Origin of the sequence: Clostridium sp. ATCC 25772, from assembly GCF_001573875.1 — a bacterium.
GTDB lineage: Bacteria > Bacillota > Clostridia > Clostridiales > Clostridiaceae > Clostridium_J > Clostridium_J senegalense.
The window spans coordinates 1-20,301 of record NZ_LFRG01000056.1 but is presented as its reverse complement, the minus strand read 5'-3'; the positions used below and the strand labels follow the sequence as shown (position 1 = coordinate 20,301).

19 protein-coding genes are annotated in these 20,301 nt (G+C 28.3%); 12 read left to right on the top strand and 7 right to left on the bottom strand.

The genetic code is table 11. The annotated features are described in order from the left end of the window. Positions 1 to 560: 560 nt before the first annotated feature. The 7 genes from gyrA to dnaA form a co-directional block, all read right to left on the bottom strand. The gene (gene gyrA, locus AZI32_RS15220; RefSeq protein ID WP_061996633.1) at positions 561 to 3,056 is read right to left on the bottom strand and encodes a DNA gyrase subunit A; all 2,496 of its coding nucleotides are present in this window, start codon (positions 3,054 to 3,056) and stop codon (positions 561 to 563) included. A gap of 30 nt (positions 3,057 to 3,086) precedes the next feature. Then, positions 3,087 to 4,994: a DNA topoisomerase (ATP-hydrolyzing) subunit B gene (gene gyrB, locus AZI32_RS15215; protein WP_061996632.1), complete on the bottom strand. Its 1,908-nt coding sequence runs from the start codon at positions 4,992 to 4,994 to the stop codon at positions 3,087 to 3,089. Between the two features lie 18 nt (positions 4,995 to 5,012). Continuing rightward, a complete protein-coding gene (locus AZI32_RS15210) occupies positions 5,013 to 5,276 on the bottom strand; it encodes an extracellular matrix/biofilm biosynthesis regulator RemA family protein (RefSeq protein WP_010298350.1) in 264 nt (87 codons plus the stop codon). Positions 5,277 to 5,287: 11 nt separating this feature from the next. Then, positions 5,288 to 6,391 (bottom strand): DNA replication/repair protein RecF, encoded by a 1,104-nt coding sequence (gene recF, locus AZI32_RS15205; RefSeq protein WP_061996631.1) that lies wholly within the window; start codon positions 6,389 to 6,391, stop codon positions 5,288 to 5,290. 109 nt (positions 6,392 to 6,500) lie between these two features. Next, positions 6,501 to 6,707 carry a S4 domain-containing protein YaaA gene (gene yaaA, locus AZI32_RS15200; protein ID WP_061996630.1) on the bottom strand — a complete coding sequence of 69 codons (207 nt, stop codon included), beginning with the start codon at positions 6,705 to 6,707 and terminating at the stop codon, positions 6,501 to 6,503. A 120-nt stretch (positions 6,708 to 6,827) separates the two neighbouring features. Then, entirely contained in the window at positions 6,828 to 7,931 is a 1,104-nt protein-coding gene (dnaN, locus tag AZI32_RS15195) for a DNA polymerase III subunit beta (RefSeq protein ID WP_061996629.1), read from the bottom strand. Between the two features lie 256 nt (positions 7,932 to 8,187). Further along, positions 8,188 to 9,537 carry a chromosomal replication initiator protein DnaA gene (dnaA, locus tag AZI32_RS15190; RefSeq protein WP_061996628.1) on the bottom strand — a complete coding sequence of 450 codons (1,350 nt, stop codon included), beginning with the start codon at positions 9,535 to 9,537 and terminating at the stop codon, positions 8,188 to 8,190. A 575-nt stretch (positions 9,538 to 10,112) separates the two neighbouring features. Between dnaA and rpmH the strand changes: the two genes are divergently transcribed. The 12 genes from rpmH to AZI32_RS15130 all read left to right on the top strand — a co-directional run bounded on the left by rpmH (position 10,113) and on the right by AZI32_RS15130 (position 20,167). Beyond that, positions 10,113 to 10,247: a 50S ribosomal protein L34 gene (gene rpmH / locus AZI32_RS15185; RefSeq protein ID WP_010298336.1), complete on the top strand. Its 135-nt coding sequence runs from the start codon at positions 10,113 to 10,115 to the stop codon at positions 10,245 to 10,247. A gap of 53 nt (positions 10,248 to 10,300) precedes the next feature. Continuing rightward, the gene (gene rnpA, locus AZI32_RS15180; RefSeq protein ID WP_061996627.1) at positions 10,301 to 10,657 is read left to right on the top strand and encodes a ribonuclease P protein component; all 357 of its coding nucleotides are present in this window, start codon (positions 10,301 to 10,303) and stop codon (positions 10,655 to 10,657) included. Then, the gene (yidD, locus tag AZI32_RS15175; protein ID WP_061996634.1) at positions 10,653 to 10,862 is read left to right on the top strand and encodes a membrane protein insertion efficiency factor YidD; all 210 of its coding nucleotides are present in this window, start codon (positions 10,653 to 10,655) and stop codon (positions 10,860 to 10,862) included. The genes rnpA and yidD overlap by 5 nt, the downstream gene beginning before the upstream one ends. A 22-nt stretch (positions 10,863 to 10,884) precedes the next feature. Then, on the top strand, positions 10,885 to 11,607 hold the full coding sequence (gene yidC / locus AZI32_RS15170; protein WP_061996626.1) for a membrane protein insertase YidC: 723 nt from the start codon (positions 10,885 to 10,887) through the stop codon (positions 11,605 to 11,607). Between the two features lie 39 nt (positions 11,608 to 11,646). Next, a complete protein-coding gene (jag, locus tag AZI32_RS15165; protein WP_061996625.1) occupies positions 11,647 to 12,273 on the top strand; it encodes an RNA-binding cell elongation regulator Jag/EloR in 627 nt (208 codons plus the stop codon). Positions 12,274 to 12,551: 278 nt separating this feature from the next. Further along, positions 12,552 to 13,928, top strand: a complete 1,377-nt coding sequence (gene mnmE / locus AZI32_RS15160; protein ID WP_061996624.1) for a tRNA uridine-5-carboxymethylaminomethyl(34) synthesis GTPase MnmE — start codon at positions 12,552 to 12,554, stop codon at positions 13,926 to 13,928. Positions 13,929 to 13,936: 8 nt separating this feature from the next. After that, the gene (mnmG, locus tag AZI32_RS15155) at positions 13,937 to 15,820 is read left to right on the top strand and encodes a tRNA uridine-5-carboxymethylaminomethyl(34) synthesis enzyme MnmG (protein ID WP_061996623.1); all 1,884 of its coding nucleotides are present in this window, start codon (positions 13,937 to 13,939) and stop codon (positions 15,818 to 15,820) included. A 29-nt stretch (positions 15,821 to 15,849) separates the two neighbouring features. After that, positions 15,850 to 16,569, top strand: a complete 720-nt coding sequence (rsmG, locus tag AZI32_RS15150) for a 16S rRNA (guanine(527)-N(7))-methyltransferase RsmG (RefSeq protein ID WP_061996622.1) — start codon at positions 15,850 to 15,852, stop codon at positions 16,567 to 16,569. A 69-nt stretch (positions 16,570 to 16,638) separates the two neighbouring features. Beyond that, a complete protein-coding gene (gene noc, locus AZI32_RS15145; protein ID WP_061996621.1) occupies positions 16,639 to 17,418 on the top strand; it encodes a nucleoid occlusion protein in 780 nt (259 codons plus the stop codon). A gap of 575 nt (positions 17,419 to 17,993) precedes the next feature. Then, positions 17,994 to 18,764: an AAA family ATPase gene (locus AZI32_RS15140; RefSeq protein WP_061996620.1), complete on the top strand. Its 771-nt coding sequence runs from the start codon at positions 17,994 to 17,996 to the stop codon at positions 18,762 to 18,764. Positions 18,765 to 18,769: 5 nt separating this feature from the next. Continuing rightward, positions 18,770 to 19,630: a ParB/RepB/Spo0J family partition protein gene (locus AZI32_RS15135; RefSeq protein WP_061996619.1), complete on the top strand. Its 861-nt coding sequence runs from the start codon at positions 18,770 to 18,772 to the stop codon at positions 19,628 to 19,630. 39 nt (positions 19,631 to 19,669) lie between these two features. After that, a complete protein-coding gene (locus AZI32_RS15130) occupies positions 19,670 to 20,167 on the top strand; it encodes a DUF4446 family protein (protein WP_061996618.1) in 498 nt (165 codons plus the stop codon). Positions 20,168 to 20,301: the final 134 nt, after the last annotated feature.

Below are 20,301 nucleotides of genomic sequence, written 5' to 3'. Positions count from 1 at the left end.
CTGAGCCAGGATCAAACTCTCAATTTAAAAGTTTGAACTGCTTCAAGCAATTTGCTGACTATAATAGTCAATTTTTTTACATCTTCCGATGTGAGTCTCTACAAAATAGATTCTCAAATGAATTAACTGGTTTTACCTATATTTATCTGTTTAATTTTCAAAGACCAATTCGTCATCACCTGACGACTTTTACTATTTTACTAGATTTAAACTTTTTTGTCAATACTTTTTTAAAATTTATTTTCAAATTTTGAAAGTATTTTTTAAAGTTTTAATCCTTATCGCTTAGGCTGTTTACTTGCTTGCCTCAGCGACAAGATTTATTATATACTTTTTTAAAACCTGATTTTAGCTTTTATAATCTATTTATTAAAATCTTTTCCATTTTTCTTTATTTTTCTATTAAATCCTTCTTTTTTCTACAAAAGATACACGTGGCAAAGTTTTAATTGTTTTTATATTTATATCTATAAATCTTACTATATAATTGCTTTTATAAACTATAAAAGCATAAGAAAAGCTGTACCTTAAATGCTAAGGTACAGCTTTTTTATTCTTCTTTATTCATTATCTATATCTTTTATTTCTTCATTTGAGCTTTCTTCTTCTTTAATATGATCTTCTGATTCTTCTTTAGGCTCTGAATAATTTATTTTAGCAATAGCTACTATATTTACATCTTCGCCAGTTTTCATAAGTGTTACACCCATTGTATTTCTTCCACAAGTAGATATATCACTTACATTTATTCTAATCATTATTCCATTGCTATTCATAAGCATAAGCTCATCTAAGTCATTAACTATTCTTGCACCTACAACACATCCTGTTTTTTCTGTTATTTTGTAAGTTATTATTCCCTTACCACCTCTATGTTGCAGTGTATATTCTTTTATATTTGTTCTTTTACCAAAACCTTTTTCACTTATAACAAGTAACTCTTCACTTTCTTTTACAACTAGCATTGAAACCACTACATCTTCTTTTCTTAATGTTATAGCTTTAACACCAGTAGCTACTCTACCCATTTGTCTTACATCTTTTTCACTAAATCTAATTGAATATCCGTTTTTAGTTACAAATATTACTTCACTATCTCCCTTAGTAATATTTACCCCTACTAACTCATCATTTTCTCTTAAATTTATAGCATTTAAGCCATTTCTTCTTATAGATGCATATTTATCTAATGATGTCTTTTTAACTACACCATATTTAGTTCCCATTATTAATGAGTTATCTTTATCAAAGGTTTTAATTGGCATTATTGCCTGTATTGTTTCACCATTCTCTATTGGTAATACATTTATTATATTAGTTCCCTTAGATGTTCTACTACCTTCTGGAATTTCGTAAGCTTTTAATCTATAAACTTTTCCCTTGTTAGTAAAGAACAATAAGTTATTTAATATAGGGGTAGTTATTATATTTTCTACAAAGTCATCTTCTTTAGTGTTAGCACCTTGTACTCCTCTTCCCCCTCTTTTTTGAGCATTATAAGTATCTACTGGTAATCTTTTTATATATCCAGCATGAGTTAATGTTATTACAACATCTTCATCATCAATTAAATCCTCATCATCAAAACTATATGGATTTTTCTCTATTGATGTTTTTCTTTCATCACCATACTTATTCTTTATCTCTATAAGCTCTTCTTTTATTATATCAAGTAACTTTTCTTCACTTTCAAGTATTGATCTTAAATATTTTACAGTTTCCATTAATTGATTATATTCTTCTTCAATCTTTTCACGCTCTAATCCTGTAAGCCTTTGAAGTTTCATATCTAATATAGCTTGAGCTTGTTTTTCTGATAGGCCAAACTCTTTTATTAATCCTTCTTTAGCTTCTACTGTGGTTTTAGAACCTCTTATTAATGCTATTACTTGATCTATGTGGTCTAATGCTATTCTAAGGCCTTCAAGTATATGTGCTCTCGCTAATGCCTTATCTAAATCAAATTGAGTTCTTCTAGTAACAACTTCCTTTTGATGCTCTAAATAGTATGAAAGTATTTGTTTTAAGTTTAATACCTTAGGCTCACCATCTACTAAAACAAGCATTATAATTCCAAAAGTATCTTGCATTTTAGTATGTTTATATAATCTATTTAAAACTATATTAGGATTAGCATCTCTTTTTAATTCTATAACTATACGCATACCGTCTCTATCTGATTCATCTCTAAGATCAGATATTCCATCTAATTTTTTTTCTTTAACTAGATTAGCTATAGCCTCTATTAAATTTGCTTTATTAACCTGATAAGGTATCTCCGTAACTATAATTTTATGTCTTCCATTTTCTTCTTCTATTTCTGCTTTAGATCTAACTAAAACCTTACCTCTTCCAGTTTCATAAGCATTTCTTATTCCACTTTTACCTAATATTATTCCTGATGTTGGAAAGTCCGGCCCTTTAATTTCAGTCATTAATTCACTTATTGAAACATCTGCATCTTCTATAAGCATAAGTACCCCATCAATAACTTCATTTAAATTATGTGGTGGTATATTAGTTGCCATTCCAACAGCAATACCTGTTGATCCATTTACTAACAAGTTAGGGAATCTACAAGGTAATACTACAGGTTCTTTTTCTTCTCCATCGAAGTTTGGTATAAAATCTACTGTGTTTTTATTTATATCTCTTAACATTTGAGTTGTTATTTTATCCATCTTCGCTTCAGTATATCTCATTGCTGCTGCGCCATCACCATCAACTGATCCAAAGTTTCCATGACCATCAACTAATTTATATCTAATTGAAAAATCTTGTGCTAGTCTTACAAGTGCATCATAAACAGCCGTATCACCATGTGGGTGATACTTACCTAGAACATCTCCGACTATCCTTGCACACTTTCTATATCCCTTCTCTGGATATAATCCTAATTCATGCATTGAATATAATATTCTTCTATGAACAGGCTTTAACCCATCTCTAACATCTGGAAGCGCACGACCAGCTATAACACTCATTGCATAATCTATATAACATTTTTTCATTTCATTTCTTATGTCTACAGGCAATATTTTTTCTTCGCTATTCATATGTTACACCTCTCTAATTTGTATAATTAACTATATATCTAGATTAATAACTTTTTTAGCATTCTCTTCTATGAATTCTCTACGAGGTTCAACTTTATCTCCCATAAGAATAGTAAAAATTTCATCTGCAGCCATTGCATCTTCTACATCTACCTTAAGCAGTGTTCTATTCTCTGGGTTCATAGTAGTATCCCAAAGTTGTTCTGCATTCATTTCTCCTAAACCTTTATATCTTTGTATATCTACACTACTATCTTTTCCACCAACCTCTTGAATTAAGGTCTCAAGTTCTTTATCACTATATGTGTAATATTCGTTTTTGCCCTTTTTTAATCTATAAAGAGGCGGCTGAGCTATATAAACATGACCCTCATCCACTAATTCTCTCATGTATCTGTAAAAGAAAGTAAGTAATAATGTTCTTATGTGAGCTCCATCAACATCCGCATCTGTCATTATTATTATTTTGTGATATCTAATTCTGCTAACATCAAAATCTTTTCCAATTCCGCCACCAAATGCTGTTATCATAGATTTAATTGTATCTGAATTCAGCATTTTATCTAATCTTTGTTTTTCAACATTCATAATTTTACCTCTTAAAGGTAAAATAGCTTGGAATTTTCTATTTCTACCTTGCTTAGCAGAACCACCGGCAGAATCTCCCTCAACTATATAAATTTCACATTCTGCTGGGTTTTTAGATGAGCAATCTGCTAATTTTCCAGGCAAAGCTGTACTTTCAAGAACAGATTTTCTTCTTGTTAGTTCTCTTGCTTTTTTTGCAGCTTCTCTAGCCCTTGCAGCATTTAAACCTTTATCTATTATGCTTTTACCAACTTGAGGGTTTTCCTCTAAGAAGTTTGTTATAGAATCATTTGCTATTGATTCCACTATTCCTCTAACCTGGCTATTTCCTAGCTTTGTTTTAGTTTGACCTTCAAATTGAGGATCGGTTATTTTAACAGAAACTACTGCTGTTAATCCTTCTCTTACATCTTCACCACTTAAGTTTTTATCATTTTCTTTTAAATGGCCAAATTTTTTAGCATAATCATTTATAACTCTAGTTAACGCAGCTTTGAATCCAACTAAATGTGTTCCACCTTCAATTGTATCTATATTATTGGCAAAGGAAAATAAATTTTCATTGTACGAATCGTTGTATTGAAGTGCAATTTCAACGGTACAATCGTCTTTAATCCCTTCTACATAAATAGGCTCATTATGTATTTTGCCTTTGTTTCTATTTAAATACTCAACAAAAGATTTTATACCACCTTCATAGTGGAACTCTTGACTTTTTCCTTCTCTTTCATCTGTTAATGTTATTTTAATGCCCTTATTTAAAAATGAAAGTTCTCTTAATCTTTGGCTTAATGTATCATAATCATAGTTTACCTCATCAAATATTTCAGGATCTGCCTTAAAATAAATTCTAGTTCCATGATCATCTGTGTCGCCAGCTACTTCAAATGGATTTAGGACTTTTCCTCTTGAGAAAGTCTCTTTCCATATGTGTCCATCTCTTTTTACCTCAACTGTACAAATTTCTGAAAGAGCATTTACAACAGATGCTCCAACACCGTGCAGACCTCCAGATACCTTGTATCCTCCTCCACCAAATTTACCACCTGCATGAAGCACAGTCATGATTACTTCCACTGTCGGTATTTTTAATTTTGGATGTATTCCAACGGGCATACCTCTTCCGTCATCTTCTACTGTTATTGAGTTATCTTCATGAATAGTAACTTTTATATTATTACAAAATCCTGCTAAGGCCTCATCTATACTATTATCTACTATTTCATAAACCAAGTGATGAAGTCCTCTTGCGCTTGTGCTACCTATATACATTCCTGGTCTTTTTCTTACGGCTTCTAGACCTTCTAGTACTTGTATTTGATTTTCATCATAAACTTTATTGGTATCCATGTATATCCTCCTAACTTACTAAAGCTCACAATATGCAATATCTGTTCTTTTGCATAATGTTGCTGAAGATATTGGTGATAAGTATATTTTACTCTTTTTTTCTACTTCTGCTATAACAAAAGATTTTGGTTTTTCTTTAGTGATTCTTTCAACAAATCCATCCTCTTCTGCCATTCTTAAAAATTGAATTGTATCCGAACTGTACATAGTTGATTCCATATCTAGAATCGCTATTACATCTTTTACTGGAACTACCACATTTTCTCCTAAGTGCAAAAACATATTTACCCTCCTTAATTGGTAATATCAGTTATTTTTCCAGTTTTAACTTCAAATATTCTAATGTCAACTGAAGAATTTAAATATTTTTTTATATTATTTATTCCTGTACAAGTAATTAAAGTTTGAACATTACTGATAGAATTCAATATGTATTTTTGACGAGATATATCTAATTCGGAAAGTACATCATCTAAAAGCAACAGAGGATATTCGCCAGTTATGTCTTTAATTATCTGCACTGATGCAAATTTCATTGAAAGTACTGATGTTCTTTGCTGACCTTGTGATCCATAAGTTTTAACATCAATATTATTAATAAATGTTGCAAAATCGTCTCTATGGGGACCTATTGAAGTTATTTTTCTTTCAAAATCCTTTTTTCTATTTTTTAATAAAGAGTTATACATTTGAGATTTTATATCAACGTCATCCTCTTTTATATTACTTAAATAAGCAAAATTTATAATTTCTTTATTAGACGTTATATCTTTATGAATATTTAACGCCTTATCATTTAATCTATTTATATATTCTAGTCTTTTCTCAATTATATATGTTCCAAATTCACTTAATTTAATATCGTATATATCTAAAATATCTAAATTGCAATTAAATTTTTTCAAAACATTATTCCTCTCTGCTAGTACTTTTTTGTAAGCAGCTAGGTTGTAATAGTATTTAGGATATAACTTACAAAGCTCTATATCCAAAAATTTTCTTCTATAAGACGGTGAATCCTTTATAATGCTTAAGTCTTCTGGTGAAAACATAACAACATTAAGTACACCTACAAGTTCAGAGAGCCTATTTATTTTTACAGAATTGATATTTATACCTTTTTTGCCCTCTTTAAATATTTTCATTTCTATTTTTTTATCTAATCTCTTTTTAGATATATCAACTCTTATATACGCATCATCTTTATTCCAAGTAATAAGCTCTTTATCTCTATTAGTTCTATGAGATTTTCCTATACTTGAATAATATATTGACTCTAATATATTTGTTTTTCCTTGAGCATTGTCACCTACAAAAACATTAGTTCCATTTGTAAGGTTTAATACTAGCTCATTGTAACTTCTAAAATTTTTTATAATCAACTTATTAACATACATAATAAACAAACACCCAATAATAAATTATATCATACTATCAACATTTAGTGTAATTACTAAATATAGAGTATTTAAAAATATACACCGAATTGATTCGGTGCATACTTAGTTATACAATTTTATAATTTTCACCTTGAAATTCAACGATATCACCGTTGTATAGCTTTTTTCCTCTTTGAATTTCTATGTCACCATTGACTTTAACGTCACCATTTTTAATAAAAAATTTAGCTTCAGAACCTAAGGAACAAGCACCTGAGAACTTTAAAAATGAGTCCAATTTTATAAATTCAGTATTTATTTTTATTTCTATCATAACTCTTACACCTTGACAAGATTCTATTTATATTTTTTCCATAGTAAAAATTACTATTCAAATATTTAAATTAAATCTTATTTTAAATCAAGTTTCTCCTTTTATTTATACTTTTTTATATTAATTATTTAGTACCCTTACTGGTAGTAAAAGATATGTGCAGTTGTTAACTTCTTTATTTTTTACTACACATGGCGCAACGGAACTAGATAACTCCATAATAATTTCTTCTTCTTCAATATTTTTAAATACGTCTATAAGATATTTAGAGTTAAATGCAATTTTAAGAGATTCTCCTTGCAGAATAATATTCACTTCTTCCCTTGCTTTTCCCAATTGAGAATTGGAAGTGACTATTAAGTTGTCATCAACAATCTCTAATTTTACAAGATTTGTGTTTCCGTCTTTCGCCATTAGAGATGCTCTTTCAATACATCCTAAAATTTCATTTTTATTAACTATAACTTTAGTTTTATATTCTTGAGGAATTATAGAAGCATATTTTATAAATTCGCCTTCTAAAAGTCTAGAAATAACTTTTGTATTTCCAATATTAAATAAAATATGGTTGTTTGTAAAAGTTATTTCCACATTCTCATCTTTATCTTCAAGTATTTTAGAAACTTCATTTAACGTTTTTCCTGGAATAACAGCTTCTTTATTGTCATTACAATCTAACTGTTCGCTTCTAAATGCAACTCTAAAACCATCCAGAGCAACTAAATTTAATTTTCTATCCTTAACCTCAAAAAGTACACCTGTAAGAATTGGTCTTGTTTCATCTTGTGCTACTGCAAATATTGTTCCTTTTATCATGTTTTTTAATGTTTTTTGAGATATAGAGAAGATTGTATCTTCTGTTATCGTTGGAAGTAATGGATATTCACTAGCATCCATATGAATTAAATTAACACATGATTTTTGACAATTAAGTTCTATTGTATTGTTATCAATAGTACTTATTTCTATTTCTGCATTTGGTAACTTTCTAATTATTTCTCCGAACAATCTTGAATCAACAACTATAGATCCTTCTTCTAATATTTCTGCGTCAATCTTAGTTTCAATACAAACATCTATATCAGAACCAATTAGTGTTAATGTATTTTTATACGCATTTATGTATATTCCTTGAAGTATAGGAAGTGTTGATTTTCCAGTAATGGCTTTTTGAACATTTGATATTGCTTCTAACAATGAATTTTTGTTAATTAAAAGCTTCATAGTAATCCTCCTTATTAACATTTTTTATAGTATACAGTATAGCTTAGATAATATAAAAAATATAGTAGTAATAGTAGTAGGGGCTGTTAGTATGTGGATAACCCCTTTAACCCTTGTAACTGCAATAAAAAATCAATAAAAATAATTGTGGATAAACAACCGATAACTATTTCAATTTATCCACAATATTAACAACCAATAAGTATTTTGTTTTTTATCCACAACAACTAATGGTTAAATTAATAACATCTGTTAGTTATTTTTGTTGTATCTTCTTAGTTAGGTCAGATACTGAGCTTTGAAGGTTTTCATCTTTCTTTAATGCTTGAGAAATTTTTTCATAAGCATGAATTACTGTAGTATGATCTCTACCACCAAATTCTTCTCCAATTTTAGGTAGGGACATATCTGTAAGTTTTCTGGAAAGATACATTGCAATCTGTCTTGGAAAAGCTACATTTCTAGTTCTTCGTGAGGATTTAAAATCTTCAATTTTTAAATTATAGTAACTAGAAACTATGTCTTGAATTAATTCTATAGTAATTTGACGTGCATTTTTACTAGATATGATATCTTTTAGAGCTTCTATTGCTAAATCAACATTTATTTCTCTATTGGTTAAAGATGAGTAAGCAACAATTCTTATTAAAGCACCTTCTAATTCTCTAATATTTGATTTTATTTGCGTAGCAATATAAACCATCACATCATTAGGAATATCTAGACTTTCAACATCTGCTTTTTTCTTTAAAATAGCAATTCTAGTTTCAAAATCTGGTGGTTGTATATCTGCAATAAGACCCCATTCAAATCTTGAACGTAACCTATCTTCAAGTGTAGGAATTTCTTTTGGTGGTCTATCACTAGATAAAATTATTTGTTTATTAGCTTCATGAAGGGCATTAAATGTATGGAAAAATTCTTCCTGAGTTCTTTCTTTTCCCGCAATAAATTGAATATCATCTATTAAAAGTACGTCTATATTTCTATATTTGTTTCTAAATTCAACGTTTTTATCATCTTTTATTGAATTTATAAGTTCATTAGTAAACTTTTCAGAAGAAACGTAAACAACTTTAGATTTAGGATTTACATCTTGTATGTAGTGACCTATTGCATGCATAAGGTGTGTTTTTCCAAGTCCTACTCCCCCATATATAAATAGTGGATTATAAGCTTTAGCAGGTGATTCTGCAACGGCCAAAGAAGCTGCATGTGCGAATCGATTACTGTTGCCTATAACAAACGAATCAAATGTATACTTTGGATTAAGTATGGCAGACATTTCATCATTTACCATTAGTCTTCTTTGGGTAATCTCTTCTTTTTTAGAAGATTCTTTTTCAAGAGCCTCTTCAGAAACCACAAAAAAATCTACATTATATGTCTTATTTGAAACGGATTTTATCGAGTTTATTATTAAATCTTTATATCGATTTTCTAAAATATCTTTTGTAAAATTGTTTGGAACACCTAATTTTAAAGCAATATTTTCTAGTGAGATAGGTTCAATACTTTTTATCCAAGTATTAAAGCTGACTTCGGTAAGTTCTTCTTTTAGAATGATTAAAGTTTTTTCCCATAACTCTTTCACTTGGGCGTTCATTTTTATTCCTATCCTCCAGTACAATATTTTTTTTATTTATTTAAAAAAATTTTTTCACAATTATATAACATATAATAAACAAAGTTATTAACAATATAAAATAATACATTTAATTTGTTGACAAATGCAATAAAAAATATTCACATGTTGATAACTTTCATAAATATATAAGATATTAACAATATAGAATTATAAATTATTCACATTGAAAATTTATGTATAAATTCAGTTTTTACGTCAAAAATAATAACTGTTAAATAAAAAAGGAGAAAAATAGAATAAGTTATACACAATTTTATCAACAGGATGTGCATAACTTTACTTATTCCAATTTTATCAACAAGTATGTATCCATGATATCAAAATATATCAAGGTATTCAATAAGTTATCCACAAAAAACTATTAATATAAATAAAAAGTATTAACACACAGGAAAATTTTATATATTTTTTTGTGAAGACAGTTATCTTGACATAAGGCGATTAGAAATATATAATCTAATGGTAAAACCATAAAATAGTGATACTATAATTGCTATAAATATTTTTATTACATACGAAGGGGGTGTTCGTATATGTTCATGACATATCAGCCTAAGAAAAGACAAAGAAAAAAAGAGCATGGTTTCAGAAAAAGAATGAAAACTAAGTCTGGAAGAAATGTTCTAAAAAGAAGAAGACTTAAAGGAAGAAAAAGATTGACAGCATAAGGGCCGCAGATGTGGCCTTTTTCTGCAATTGCAGGAAAAAAGGAGCAGTTAATATGAAATTAGATAGAATACGAAAGAATCCTGAGTTTAGAGTTGTATATAGAAAAGGTAAATCTTGCTCTAATTACTTATTAGTTATGTATGTTTTTAAAAATTATAAAAATAAAGGTGATAATTCAAGTTTTAACAGGGTTGGAATATCTGTTAGCAAAAAAGTTGGAAAAAGTGTAATAAGAAGTAGAGTAAAAAGATTGATAAGTGAAAGCTATAGATTGAATAAAGACATGTTAAAACAACAGGGTTATGATTTTGTTTTTGTCGCTAGAACTGCTTCAAATGACAAAAGTTATAAAGAAATTGAAAAAGCTATGAAAGATTTATTTAGAAAAAGCGGGTTAATAAATGATTAAAAAATCTTTGATTCATATGATTAACTTATATAGAAAATACATATCACCCTTAAAACCACCATGTTGTAAATTTCAGCCCACATGTTCACAGTATGCTATAGAGGCTATTGAAAAATATGGTGGTTTAAAAGGTGGATATATGGCTATAAAGAGAATATTAAGGTGTCACCCTTGGAGTAAGGGTGGATACGATCCAGTTAAATAACACAAAACAGGAGGATTAAAGCTTGAAAGAATTTTTTTCGGTATATTTTGTTAATTTCTTTGATGCTATCCATGGAATGATCCAATCGGTAATTTCAAATCCGAATTATTCTTACGGAATTGCAATAATTATTTTCACAATAGTAGTAAAAGTAATACTATTGCCACTAACAATAAAGCAGACAAGATCATCAGTTAAATTAGCAGAAGTTCAACCAAAAACTGCAGCAATACAAGAAAAATACAAAAACGATCCACAAAGAGCACAACAAGAAATATTAAAACTTTATAAAGAAGAAAACGTAAGTCCTATGAGTGGATGCTTGCCACTTCTTATTCAATATCCAATAATAATAGTATTATTTTATGCATTCAGTACACTTGATTATCATGGTGCAGGATTTTTATGGATTCCAAACTTAAATCAACCAGATCCATATTTTATACTTCCGGTTTTATCAGGTGTAAGTACTTATATAATGTCTAAAATGTTACAACCAAAGGCTAACGCTAATTCTAGTTCCCAAGCAATGCCAAATATGGGAATGATGAATATAGTTATGGCAGGTATGTTTACTTGGATGGGTTTTAAAATGCAATCAGCTATAGTTATATATTGGATTATAAATAACGTGATTCAATTAGTTCAAACTTTATTATTAAGACCTAAAAAGAAAAATGAAGAATTAGCAACTGTTGGAGTTACTAATACTGATAATAATAAAGGAAAAAAGAAAAATAAATAATTAAATGCCTAGTAGTTTTGGGAAGGCGGTGTCATAGGGATGAGAATTATTGAAATGACGGGGAAAACCACAGGGGATGCAATTAAAAATGCACTTTCTGAGCTAAATGTTACTGAAGATAAAGTAAGCATAGAAGTGTTAGATGAAGGTAGCAAAGGTTTTTTAAACATAATAGGAGTTAAACCAGCTAAGGTTAGAGTAACTATAAAAAAAGATAGAGCTGAAGAGGCTAAGGTTTTTTTAAGAGACATTTTAAACTCTATGAATATTAAAGCTGAAATAAAAATAAAAGAACAAAAGAATGAAATGAATATAAATTTAATCGGACCTAATATGGGTATTTTGATAGGTTACAGGGGGGAAACATTAGATTCCCTTCAGTATTTAGTTAGTTTAGTTGTAAATAAGGATCATGATGATGAATATGTAAGAGTTATATTAGATACTGAAAATTATAGACATACTAGACAAGAAACCCTTAAAAGGCTTGCTGAAAAAATGGAAAGCAAAGTAAAGGCAACAGGCAAAACTCTAAAATTAGAGCCTATGAATCCATATGAGAGAAGAGTAATACATGCAGCACTTCAAAATAGTCAAGATGTTAAGACTTATAGCGAAGGTGAAGAGCCAAGAAGAAGAGTTGTTATTGAAATAAAGAAAGCCTAATAGGCTTTCTTTTTATTTATAATATAGAAATATCCTTATAAATGTAAAGTTTCCATTAAAAATTTCAATTAAAAATTAATTCAGATATTTTTTTTATAAAATTTTATATGGTATAATTTAAACTTATATGGACAAAAAATAATTGAATGTGTATTACATAAGTAAAATGGTAAATTTGTTATTTGCCTTAGTAAAAAAAGAAATTATAGAAGATTTTAAATAGAAAATAAACTAAAATAATATAAAATTAGATATCAAATTAGAAAGGAGTAAAATTTATGAAAGAATTCGATACAATTGCTGCTGTTGCTACTAGTATTGGAGAAGGTGGAGTTTCAATAATTAGAGTTTCAGGTGATAAAGCTTTAAATATAGTTAGTAAAATATTTAAAGGTAAAAATAATAGAAAATTAAACGATATAAAAACATATACAATGAGATATGGTTATATTATAAATTCTAATGATGAGCATATAGACGAAGTTATAGTAAGCTATATGAAAGGACCTCGTAGTTTTACTGCAGAGGATGTAGTAGAAATTAACTGTCATGGTGGAGTTGTTGCTACTAATAGAGTTATGTCAGAGGTTTTAAAAGTAGGAGCTAGATTAGCAGAACCTGGTGAGTTTACTAAAAGAGCTTTTTTAAATGGAAGGATAGATTTAAGCCAAGCGGAAGCTATTATAGATATAATAAATGCTAAAACAGAGTTAAGTATGAAGTCCGCTTTAATGCAAAGTGAAGGTGGAATTTCCAAGGAAATAAATGCTTTGAGAAATGAATTATTACAATCTATTGCACATATAGAAGCTACCGTTGATTATCCAGAAGATGATTTAGAGGAAGTTACAGCAGAAGGTGCAGCTAAAACTCTAAAAAAGATGTTGATTAAGATAGATGAGCTTTTAGATAGTGCAGACGAAGGTAAAATTTTAAGAGAAGGTCTAAATACAGTAATAGTAGGAAAACCTAATGTAGGTAAATCATCTTTATTAAACGCGCTAACGAAAGAAAACAGGGCAATAGTTACCGATGTACCTGGTACCACTAGAGACGTAATAGAAGAGTATATAAACATATCTGGAGTACCTATAAAAATAGTTGATACTGCAGGAATAAGAGAAACAGAAGATCTTGTTGAGAAAATTGGAGTTGAAAGATCAAAAGAGAAGATAAATCAAGCAGATCTTATAATTTTAATTTTAGATAGTAGTAGAGAATTAGATGAAGAAGATAGAGAAATTATAAGTTATATACTTGATAAAAAGTATATTGTTCTATTAAATAAATTAGATTTAGATGGTAAAATAAAAAAAGAAGATTTAAAGGAATTTGATTCTAATTATATTTTTGAAATTTCTGCAAAAACAGGTAAAAATATAGATAAAGTTAGAGAATCTATAAAAGACTTGTTTTTTAAAGGCGAAGTTTCAAATGATGATGTAATAATTACGAATACAAGACATAAAGAAGCCTTATTTAGAGCAAAAGAAAATATACAAGGTGCAATAGAAACACTGGAAAATACTTTTGCAATTGATTTGGCCTCAATAGATATAAGAAATGCTTGGAGTGATTTAGGGAAAATCACTGGAAGCACTTTAGAAGAAGATATTATAGATAAAATATTTTCAGAATTTTGTTTAGGAAAGTAGGTGACGTTATGTCATATATAGCTGGAGATTTTGACGTTATAGTAATAGGGGCTGGGCATGCAGGTTGTGAAGCTGCATTAGCATCAGCAAGAATTGGATGTAAAACTTTAATCTGTACTATGAATTTAGATAGTATAGCCTTTATGGCATGTAATCCTAATATTGGAGGAACAGCTAAAGGACACCTAGTAAGAGAGATAGATGCACTAGGTGGGGAAATGGGTATAAACATAGATAATACATATATTCAATCTAGAATGTTAAATACTTCTAAAGGACCAGCGGTACACTCATTAAGAGCGCAAGCTGATAAGAACAGATATTCAGAAAGAATGAAAAATGTTCTTGAAAATGAGGAAAACTTATGGTTAAGACAATTAGAGGTTACAAAAATAGATGTTGAAAATGGTAAAGTTAAAGGTGTTCTAACAAAATATGGTGCTTACTTTACATGTAAGACAATAGTTTTAACAACAGGAACGTACCTACAATCTAATATAATTGTAGGAGATATAAAATTTAATGAAGGACCAAGTGGTTTTTCACCATCTAATAAATTATCTGATTCTTTAAAAGAACTTGGAATTTCATTAAGAAGATTTAAGACTGGTACCCCTGCTAGGGTAAATAAGCGATCAATTGATTTTTCACAAATGGAAGAACAATTTGGTGACGATAAGGTAGTTCCTTTTTCTTTTATGAATAAGGATGTAAAAAGAGATCAAATATCATGTTTTTTAACGTATACAAACGAAAAAACACATGAAGTTATTTTAGAAAATATACATAGATCACCACTTTATAATGGTTCAATAGTTAGTACAGGTCCAAGATATTGTCCTTCTATAGAAGATAAAGTTATGAGATTTAAAGATAAAGAAAGACATCAAATATTTATAGAGCCAGAAGGCGAAGGTACAGAAGAAATGTATGTACAGGGAATGAGTAGTTCACTGCCTGAAGATGTTCAAATAAAGATGTTAAAAACAGTTCCAGGACTTGAAAATGTTGAGATGTTAAGAACAGCATATGCTATAGAATATGATTGCTTAGATCCAACTCAATTAAAATTATCCTTAGAGCTTAAAAACATAGGTGGTTTATTTACAGCAGGTCAAGTAAATGGTAGTTCAGGATATGAAGAAGCAGCAGCACAAGGCCTTATAGCAGGAATTAACGCTGCATTAAAAGTGTTAGAAAAAGAACCACTTATACTAAAAAGATCTGATGCATATATAGGAGTTCTTATTGATGATTTAGTTACTAAAGGAACTAATGAGCCTTATAGAATGATGACTTCACGTTCAGAATATAGACTATTGTTAAGACAAGATAATGCAGATTTAAGACTTACTGAACTTGGACATAAAAAAGGACTTGTAAGTGAAGAAAGATATAATGCGTTTTTAATAAAAAAACAGCAGATAGAAAATGAAGTTAAAAGAATTAAAAACATACAGATAACTAATAAAAGAGAAGTTATAGAGTTTTTAGAAACAAAGGGTTCTGCGCCACTAAAAAAACCAACAACTCTTTATGAACTAATAAAACGTTCAGAACTTGATTATTATATAGTTGCAGATTTAGATCCTGAAAGAGAAGATCTTTCTGATGCTATTACAGAGCAAGTGAATATAATGTCAAAATATGAAGGTTATATTGAAAAGCAGCTAGAACAAATAGCACAGTTTAAAAAATTTGAAAATAAGATGCTAGATAGTGAGATAGACTATAGTGATATAAAAGGTCTTAGAATAGAAGCTATGCAAAAATTAAACAAAATCAGACCTACTAATATAGGCCAGGCTTCTAGAATTTCAGGTGTATCTCCTGCAGATATTTCAGTTTTAATGATTTATTTAGAACAAAAAAATAGGGTTAAAAACCAATAAAACTTTTTGTTATAAAAGCGGAGGAAATTATGATATATTACGATATGTTAAAAATGGCAAGTGACAATGAAGGTTTAGACTTTGATGAGGATAAATATAATAAGTTTATAAAATATAAAGAACTTATACAAGAGTGGAATGAAAAAGTAAACTTAACAGCAATTACAGAAGATGAAGAAATAATAAAAAAGCATTTTATAGATTCATTAAAAGTGTTTAAAATAGAAGAATTAAAGAAATGTAAAAGATTTATAGATATAGGCACAGGGGGAGGATTCCCAGGCGTACCTATGAAAATAATGAATCCAGAATGTGAAATGTATCTTTTAGATTCATTAAATAAAAGAATAAACTTTTTAAATGAAGTTGTTAACCAATTGGGCTTAGAAAATGTTAATACTATGCATGGAAGAGCTGAAGATTATGCTAAGGACCCAAGCTATAGAGAAGGGTTTGATGCTGTAGTTTCAAGAGCTGTAGCTAATCTTACAGTGTTAAGTGAATTTTGCATACCTTATTTAAAAGTTGGAGGATATTTTGTTGCATTAAAAGGACCAGCTATTGATGAGGAATTAACAGATGCTAAAAAGGCTATTTCAATATTAGGCGGAAGAGTTGAACGTATAGAGAATGTTGATATTGAAGGTAGCGACCTTAAACATAACTTAGTTGTAATAAAGAAAATTAAAGAAACACCTAAAAAATATCCTAGAAAAGCAGGAATGGTAACAAAAAATCCATTAAAATAATGTAAAATTATGGTATAATATATATGTGAGGACTAGATTAAAGAAAAATATAAAGGGATGGGTTTATTTATGGAAAAAAATGTAATAAACGTTTCTACAGAGTTAATAGTGCCTAATAAATATCAACCAAGACAAGTTTTTAATGAAGAGGCAATAGAAGAATTAGCTCAATCAATAAAAACTTATGGCATAATACAACCTCTTACTGTAAGGAAAAGTTTTAATGATACATATGAGTTAATAGCTGGAGAAAGAAGACTAAGAGCAGCTAAACATGCAGGACTTTTAGAAGTTCCAGTTATAATTGTTGAAATAGACGATAAAGAATCAGCGGCAATAGCTCTTTTAGAGAACTTACAGAGAGAAGATTTAAATTTTTTCGAAGAGGCAGTAGCATATTATAATTTAATACAAGAACATGAATATACTCAGGATCAATTAGCTAAAGCAATAGGAAAAAAGCAATCCACTATAGCTAATAAATTAAGAATACTAAAATTAGATAAAGAATTAATTGATTTAATAATAAAAAACAAGTTAACAGAAAGACATGCAAGGGCATTGTTAAAACTTCCAACTCTTGAATTACAAAAATCAGTTATTGATGAAGTAATAAATAAAGGATTAAATGTAAGTAAAACAGAACAATTAATAGATAGAGAGTTATTAAGAATATCTCATCAAGAAATAGCTGCAGATGGAAAGAAAAGAATTAAAGGTGTATTTAATTCAAAAATATATGTTAATACAATAAAGCAAGTTTTTGATAAATATGGCATAAAAGCAAATTATAGATCAAAAGAACTAGATGACAGTATTCAAGTTACTATAACTATAAAGAAAAAGTAATGTTTCACGTGAAACAAAGACTTATTGATTTCCAATAAGTCTTTTTTATTATAGATAAATGTAAAAATATAAAAGGTAGTATCGAAAAGTGTAATTATTAACTCATATATATCCAATAATAGGATAAAATATATTTAAAATGATAAAAATTTCAAATAGTACTTTAATTGATAAATATATCAATATATAATTAGATATATATAACAAACTAAATAACATATAAAAATTAAAGCAAAAATTTTAAGGGTATTTAAAGTTGAAATTAAATTTATTATTTCATTTAATATGGAAAAATAGGATCTTAAAATTAGTTAATTTAAACAATTTAAAATTATATAATTAGAAGCTAAACTTAATCTAGATAAAGAGTTATTTTTAGGGGAAATGATAACTGTTTTACTTAATAGAATAAGGGAATAATTCTAATTTTCAACTAACGGTATTTGTACTTATTTTTCTTAGCTGATAATGAAAGTTTGATAAATAAATTTAAAGTTAGGCTTACTTTCCTATATAAAAGTTAAAATATTATTGATTAGATAATCTAATATAATAAAAGAATGGGGGATTTAATGATGAAAACTATATGTGTTTTTAATCAGAAAGGTGGAGTTGGAAAAACAACTATAAACATAAACTTATGTTCATGTTTGGCAATGCAAGGGTATAAAATATTGGCTATAGATATTGATCCTCAAGGAAATACAACTAGTGGACTAGGAATTGATAAAAGTAAAATAGAATTTTCAACTTATGATGTCTTAACTACAGATATAAAAATAGAAGATGCTATAAGAAAAATTGATTTAGTGGATAATTTTTATATGGTCCCATCTAATGTTACTTTAGCTGGTGCTGAAGTAGAACTTATAGATAAAGAAAGTAGAGAATTTATACTAAAAAATAAATTAAAAACTTTAGAAGATAAATTTGATTATGTGTTTATAGATTGCCCTCCTTCACTAGGAATGTTAACTATAAATGCACTTACTGCATCTAATAGTGTTTTAATTCCTATTCAATGTGAGTTTTATGCACTTGAAGGTGTAGGACAGCTTATAAATACTTATGATTTAATAAAAAAATCTTTAAATAAAGATATAGAAATTGAAGGTGTAATCTTAAGTATGTACGATTCCAGAACAAAATTAGGTAATGAAGTTGTTTCGGAGGTTAAGAATTTTTTCAAAAACTCTGTTTATAATACTGCTATACCAAGAAATATTAAGTTAGCAGAATCACCTAGTTTTGGCCTTCCTATAATTTTATATGATGATAAATGTAAAGGAGCAGATGCTTTTTATAATTTATCTAAAGAATTTTTAGAAAGACAAAGGAGGGAATAAATAAGATGGTAAAAAAAATGGCTTTAGGAAAAGGGTTAAGTGCTCTCATCCCAGACCAGATTATAGAAGAAAAAAAGGTTGAAAAATCTATAGTAAATATATCTATGAATTTAATAAAACCAGATAAAAATCAACCAAGAAAAGCTTTTGATGATCAAAAGATACTAGAGCTATCAGAGTCTATAAGACAACATGGAGTAATTCAACCAATAATATTGAGAAAAGAAAATGAAACCTATATTATAGTAGCAGGAGAAAGAAGATGGCGAGCTGCTAAAAAGATTGGATTGAAAGATATTCCAGCAGTAATAAAAAATTTAACTGATGAGCAAGTTTTAGAAATATCTCTTATAGAAAACATTGTTAGAGAAGACTTAAATCCTATAGAAGAAGCTATCGCTTATAAAAAGCTTATGAATGACTTTAAGTTAACACAAGAGGATATAAGTAAAAAAATTTGTAAATCTAGAAGTGCTATAGCTAATTGTTTAAGATTATTAAATTTAGATAGTAGAGTTCAACAATATATAATTGAAGGCGTAATATCAGAAGGACATGGTAGAGCTGTACTGATGATAAATGACAATAATATACAATATGAAGTTTCTCAAAAAGTTATAGATAATGAGCTAAACGTTAGAGAAACAGAGTCATTAATAAAAGAATTACTAAAAAATAAAGAAGAAAATACTTCTAAAAATAAAGAAGAAAAAAATCCTTATTATAAAGATATTGAAAAAAAATTAGAAAATTACTTTAATACCAAAGTAAATATAAACCATAAGAGCAAAAATAAAGGAAAAATAGAAATAGAATATTATTCAGAAGATGAGCTTCAAAGGATAATAGAACTATTCAGTTTATAATGTTTCACATGAAACAATTTTAAAGAAAGGAAGAAAACTATGACTCAAATATTCAACATCATAAACCAATATAGTGCATACATTACTATAGCACTTTTGGGCATATTAGCAGTATTCTTTATTGTATTAATAGTAACACTATCAAGTTTAAACCGTTTAGAAAAAAAATATAGACGTTTGATGAGAGGGTCTAATAATAAAAACTTAGAAGAGTTAATATTAAAATATTTAGACACTATTGATGAAGTCAAAAATAACAATAATGAAATTAAAGAAATTTGTAAAAACACACAAGTTTTAACAAACAATTGTATTCAAAAGTTTTCGATCATTAGATATAAAGCTTTTGAAGATGTAGGAAGTGACCTAAGTTACTCAATTGCATTTTTAGATGCAAACAATGATGGTGTATTATTAACAAGTATATATGGTAGAAATGAAAGTACTACATATGCAAAGCCTATAGATAAAGGTATATCAAGGTATGATTTATCAGAAGAAGAAGAAAGAGTGCTACACGAAGCAATTAATAAATAAGAAAAAAGGGGCTGTCGCATTAGCGGGTTTAAATCCGTTAGCGATAGCTCCTTTTAGTCATCTTTAAAATCTTTTATTCGGTTTACTATATCTTAACTATAAAATATTTAAAAATAGGCGCACTTTAATAAGTC

Excerpts from the sequence above, each read along its gene's own strand:
- gyrA (WP_061996633.1), bottom strand. The coding sequence starts at position 3,056 with ATGAATAGCGAAGAAAAAATATTGCCTGTAGACATAAGAAATGAAATG.
- gyrB (WP_061996632.1), bottom strand. The coding sequence starts at position 4,994 with ATGGATACCAATAAAGTTTATGATGAAAATCAAATACAAGTACTAGAA.
- AZI32_RS15210 (WP_010298350.1), bottom strand. The coding sequence starts at position 5,276 with ATGTTTTTGCACTTAGGAGAAAATGTGGTAGTTCCAGTAAAAGATGTA.
- recF (WP_061996631.1), bottom strand. The coding sequence starts at position 6,391 with ATGTATGTTAATAAGTTGATTATAAAAAATTTTAGAAGTTACAATGAG.
- yaaA (WP_061996630.1), bottom strand. The coding sequence starts at position 6,707 with ATGATAGAAATAAAAATAAATACTGAATTTATAAAATTGGACTCATTT.
- dnaN (WP_061996629.1), bottom strand. The coding sequence starts at position 7,931 with ATGAAGCTTTTAATTAACAAAAATTCATTGTTAGAAGCAATATCAAAT.
- dnaA (WP_061996628.1), bottom strand. The coding sequence starts at position 9,537 with ATGAACGCCCAAGTGAAAGAGTTATGGGAAAAAACTTTAATCATTCTA.
- rpmH (WP_010298336.1), top strand. The coding sequence starts at position 10,113 with ATGTTCATGACATATCAGCCTAAGAAAAGACAAAGAAAAAAAGAGCAT.
- rnpA (WP_061996627.1), top strand. The coding sequence starts at position 10,301 with ATGAAATTAGATAGAATACGAAAGAATCCTGAGTTTAGAGTTGTATAT.
- jag (WP_061996625.1), top strand. The coding sequence starts at position 11,647 with ATGAGAATTATTGAAATGACGGGGAAAACCACAGGGGATGCAATTAAA.
- mnmE (WP_061996624.1), top strand. The coding sequence starts at position 12,552 with ATGAAAGAATTCGATACAATTGCTGCTGTTGCTACTAGTATTGGAGAA.
- mnmG (WP_061996623.1), top strand. The coding sequence starts at position 13,937 with ATGTCATATATAGCTGGAGATTTTGACGTTATAGTAATAGGGGCTGGG.
- rsmG (WP_061996622.1), top strand. The coding sequence starts at position 15,850 with ATGATATATTACGATATGTTAAAAATGGCAAGTGACAATGAAGGTTTA.
- noc (WP_061996621.1), top strand. The coding sequence starts at position 16,639 with ATGGAAAAAAATGTAATAAACGTTTCTACAGAGTTAATAGTGCCTAAT.
- AZI32_RS15140 (WP_061996620.1), top strand. The coding sequence starts at position 17,994 with ATGAAAACTATATGTGTTTTTAATCAGAAAGGTGGAGTTGGAAAAACA.
- AZI32_RS15135 (WP_061996619.1), top strand. The coding sequence starts at position 18,770 with ATGGTAAAAAAAATGGCTTTAGGAAAAGGGTTAAGTGCTCTCATCCCA.
- AZI32_RS15130 (WP_061996618.1), top strand. The coding sequence starts at position 19,670 with ATGACTCAAATATTCAACATCATAAACCAATATAGTGCATACATTACT.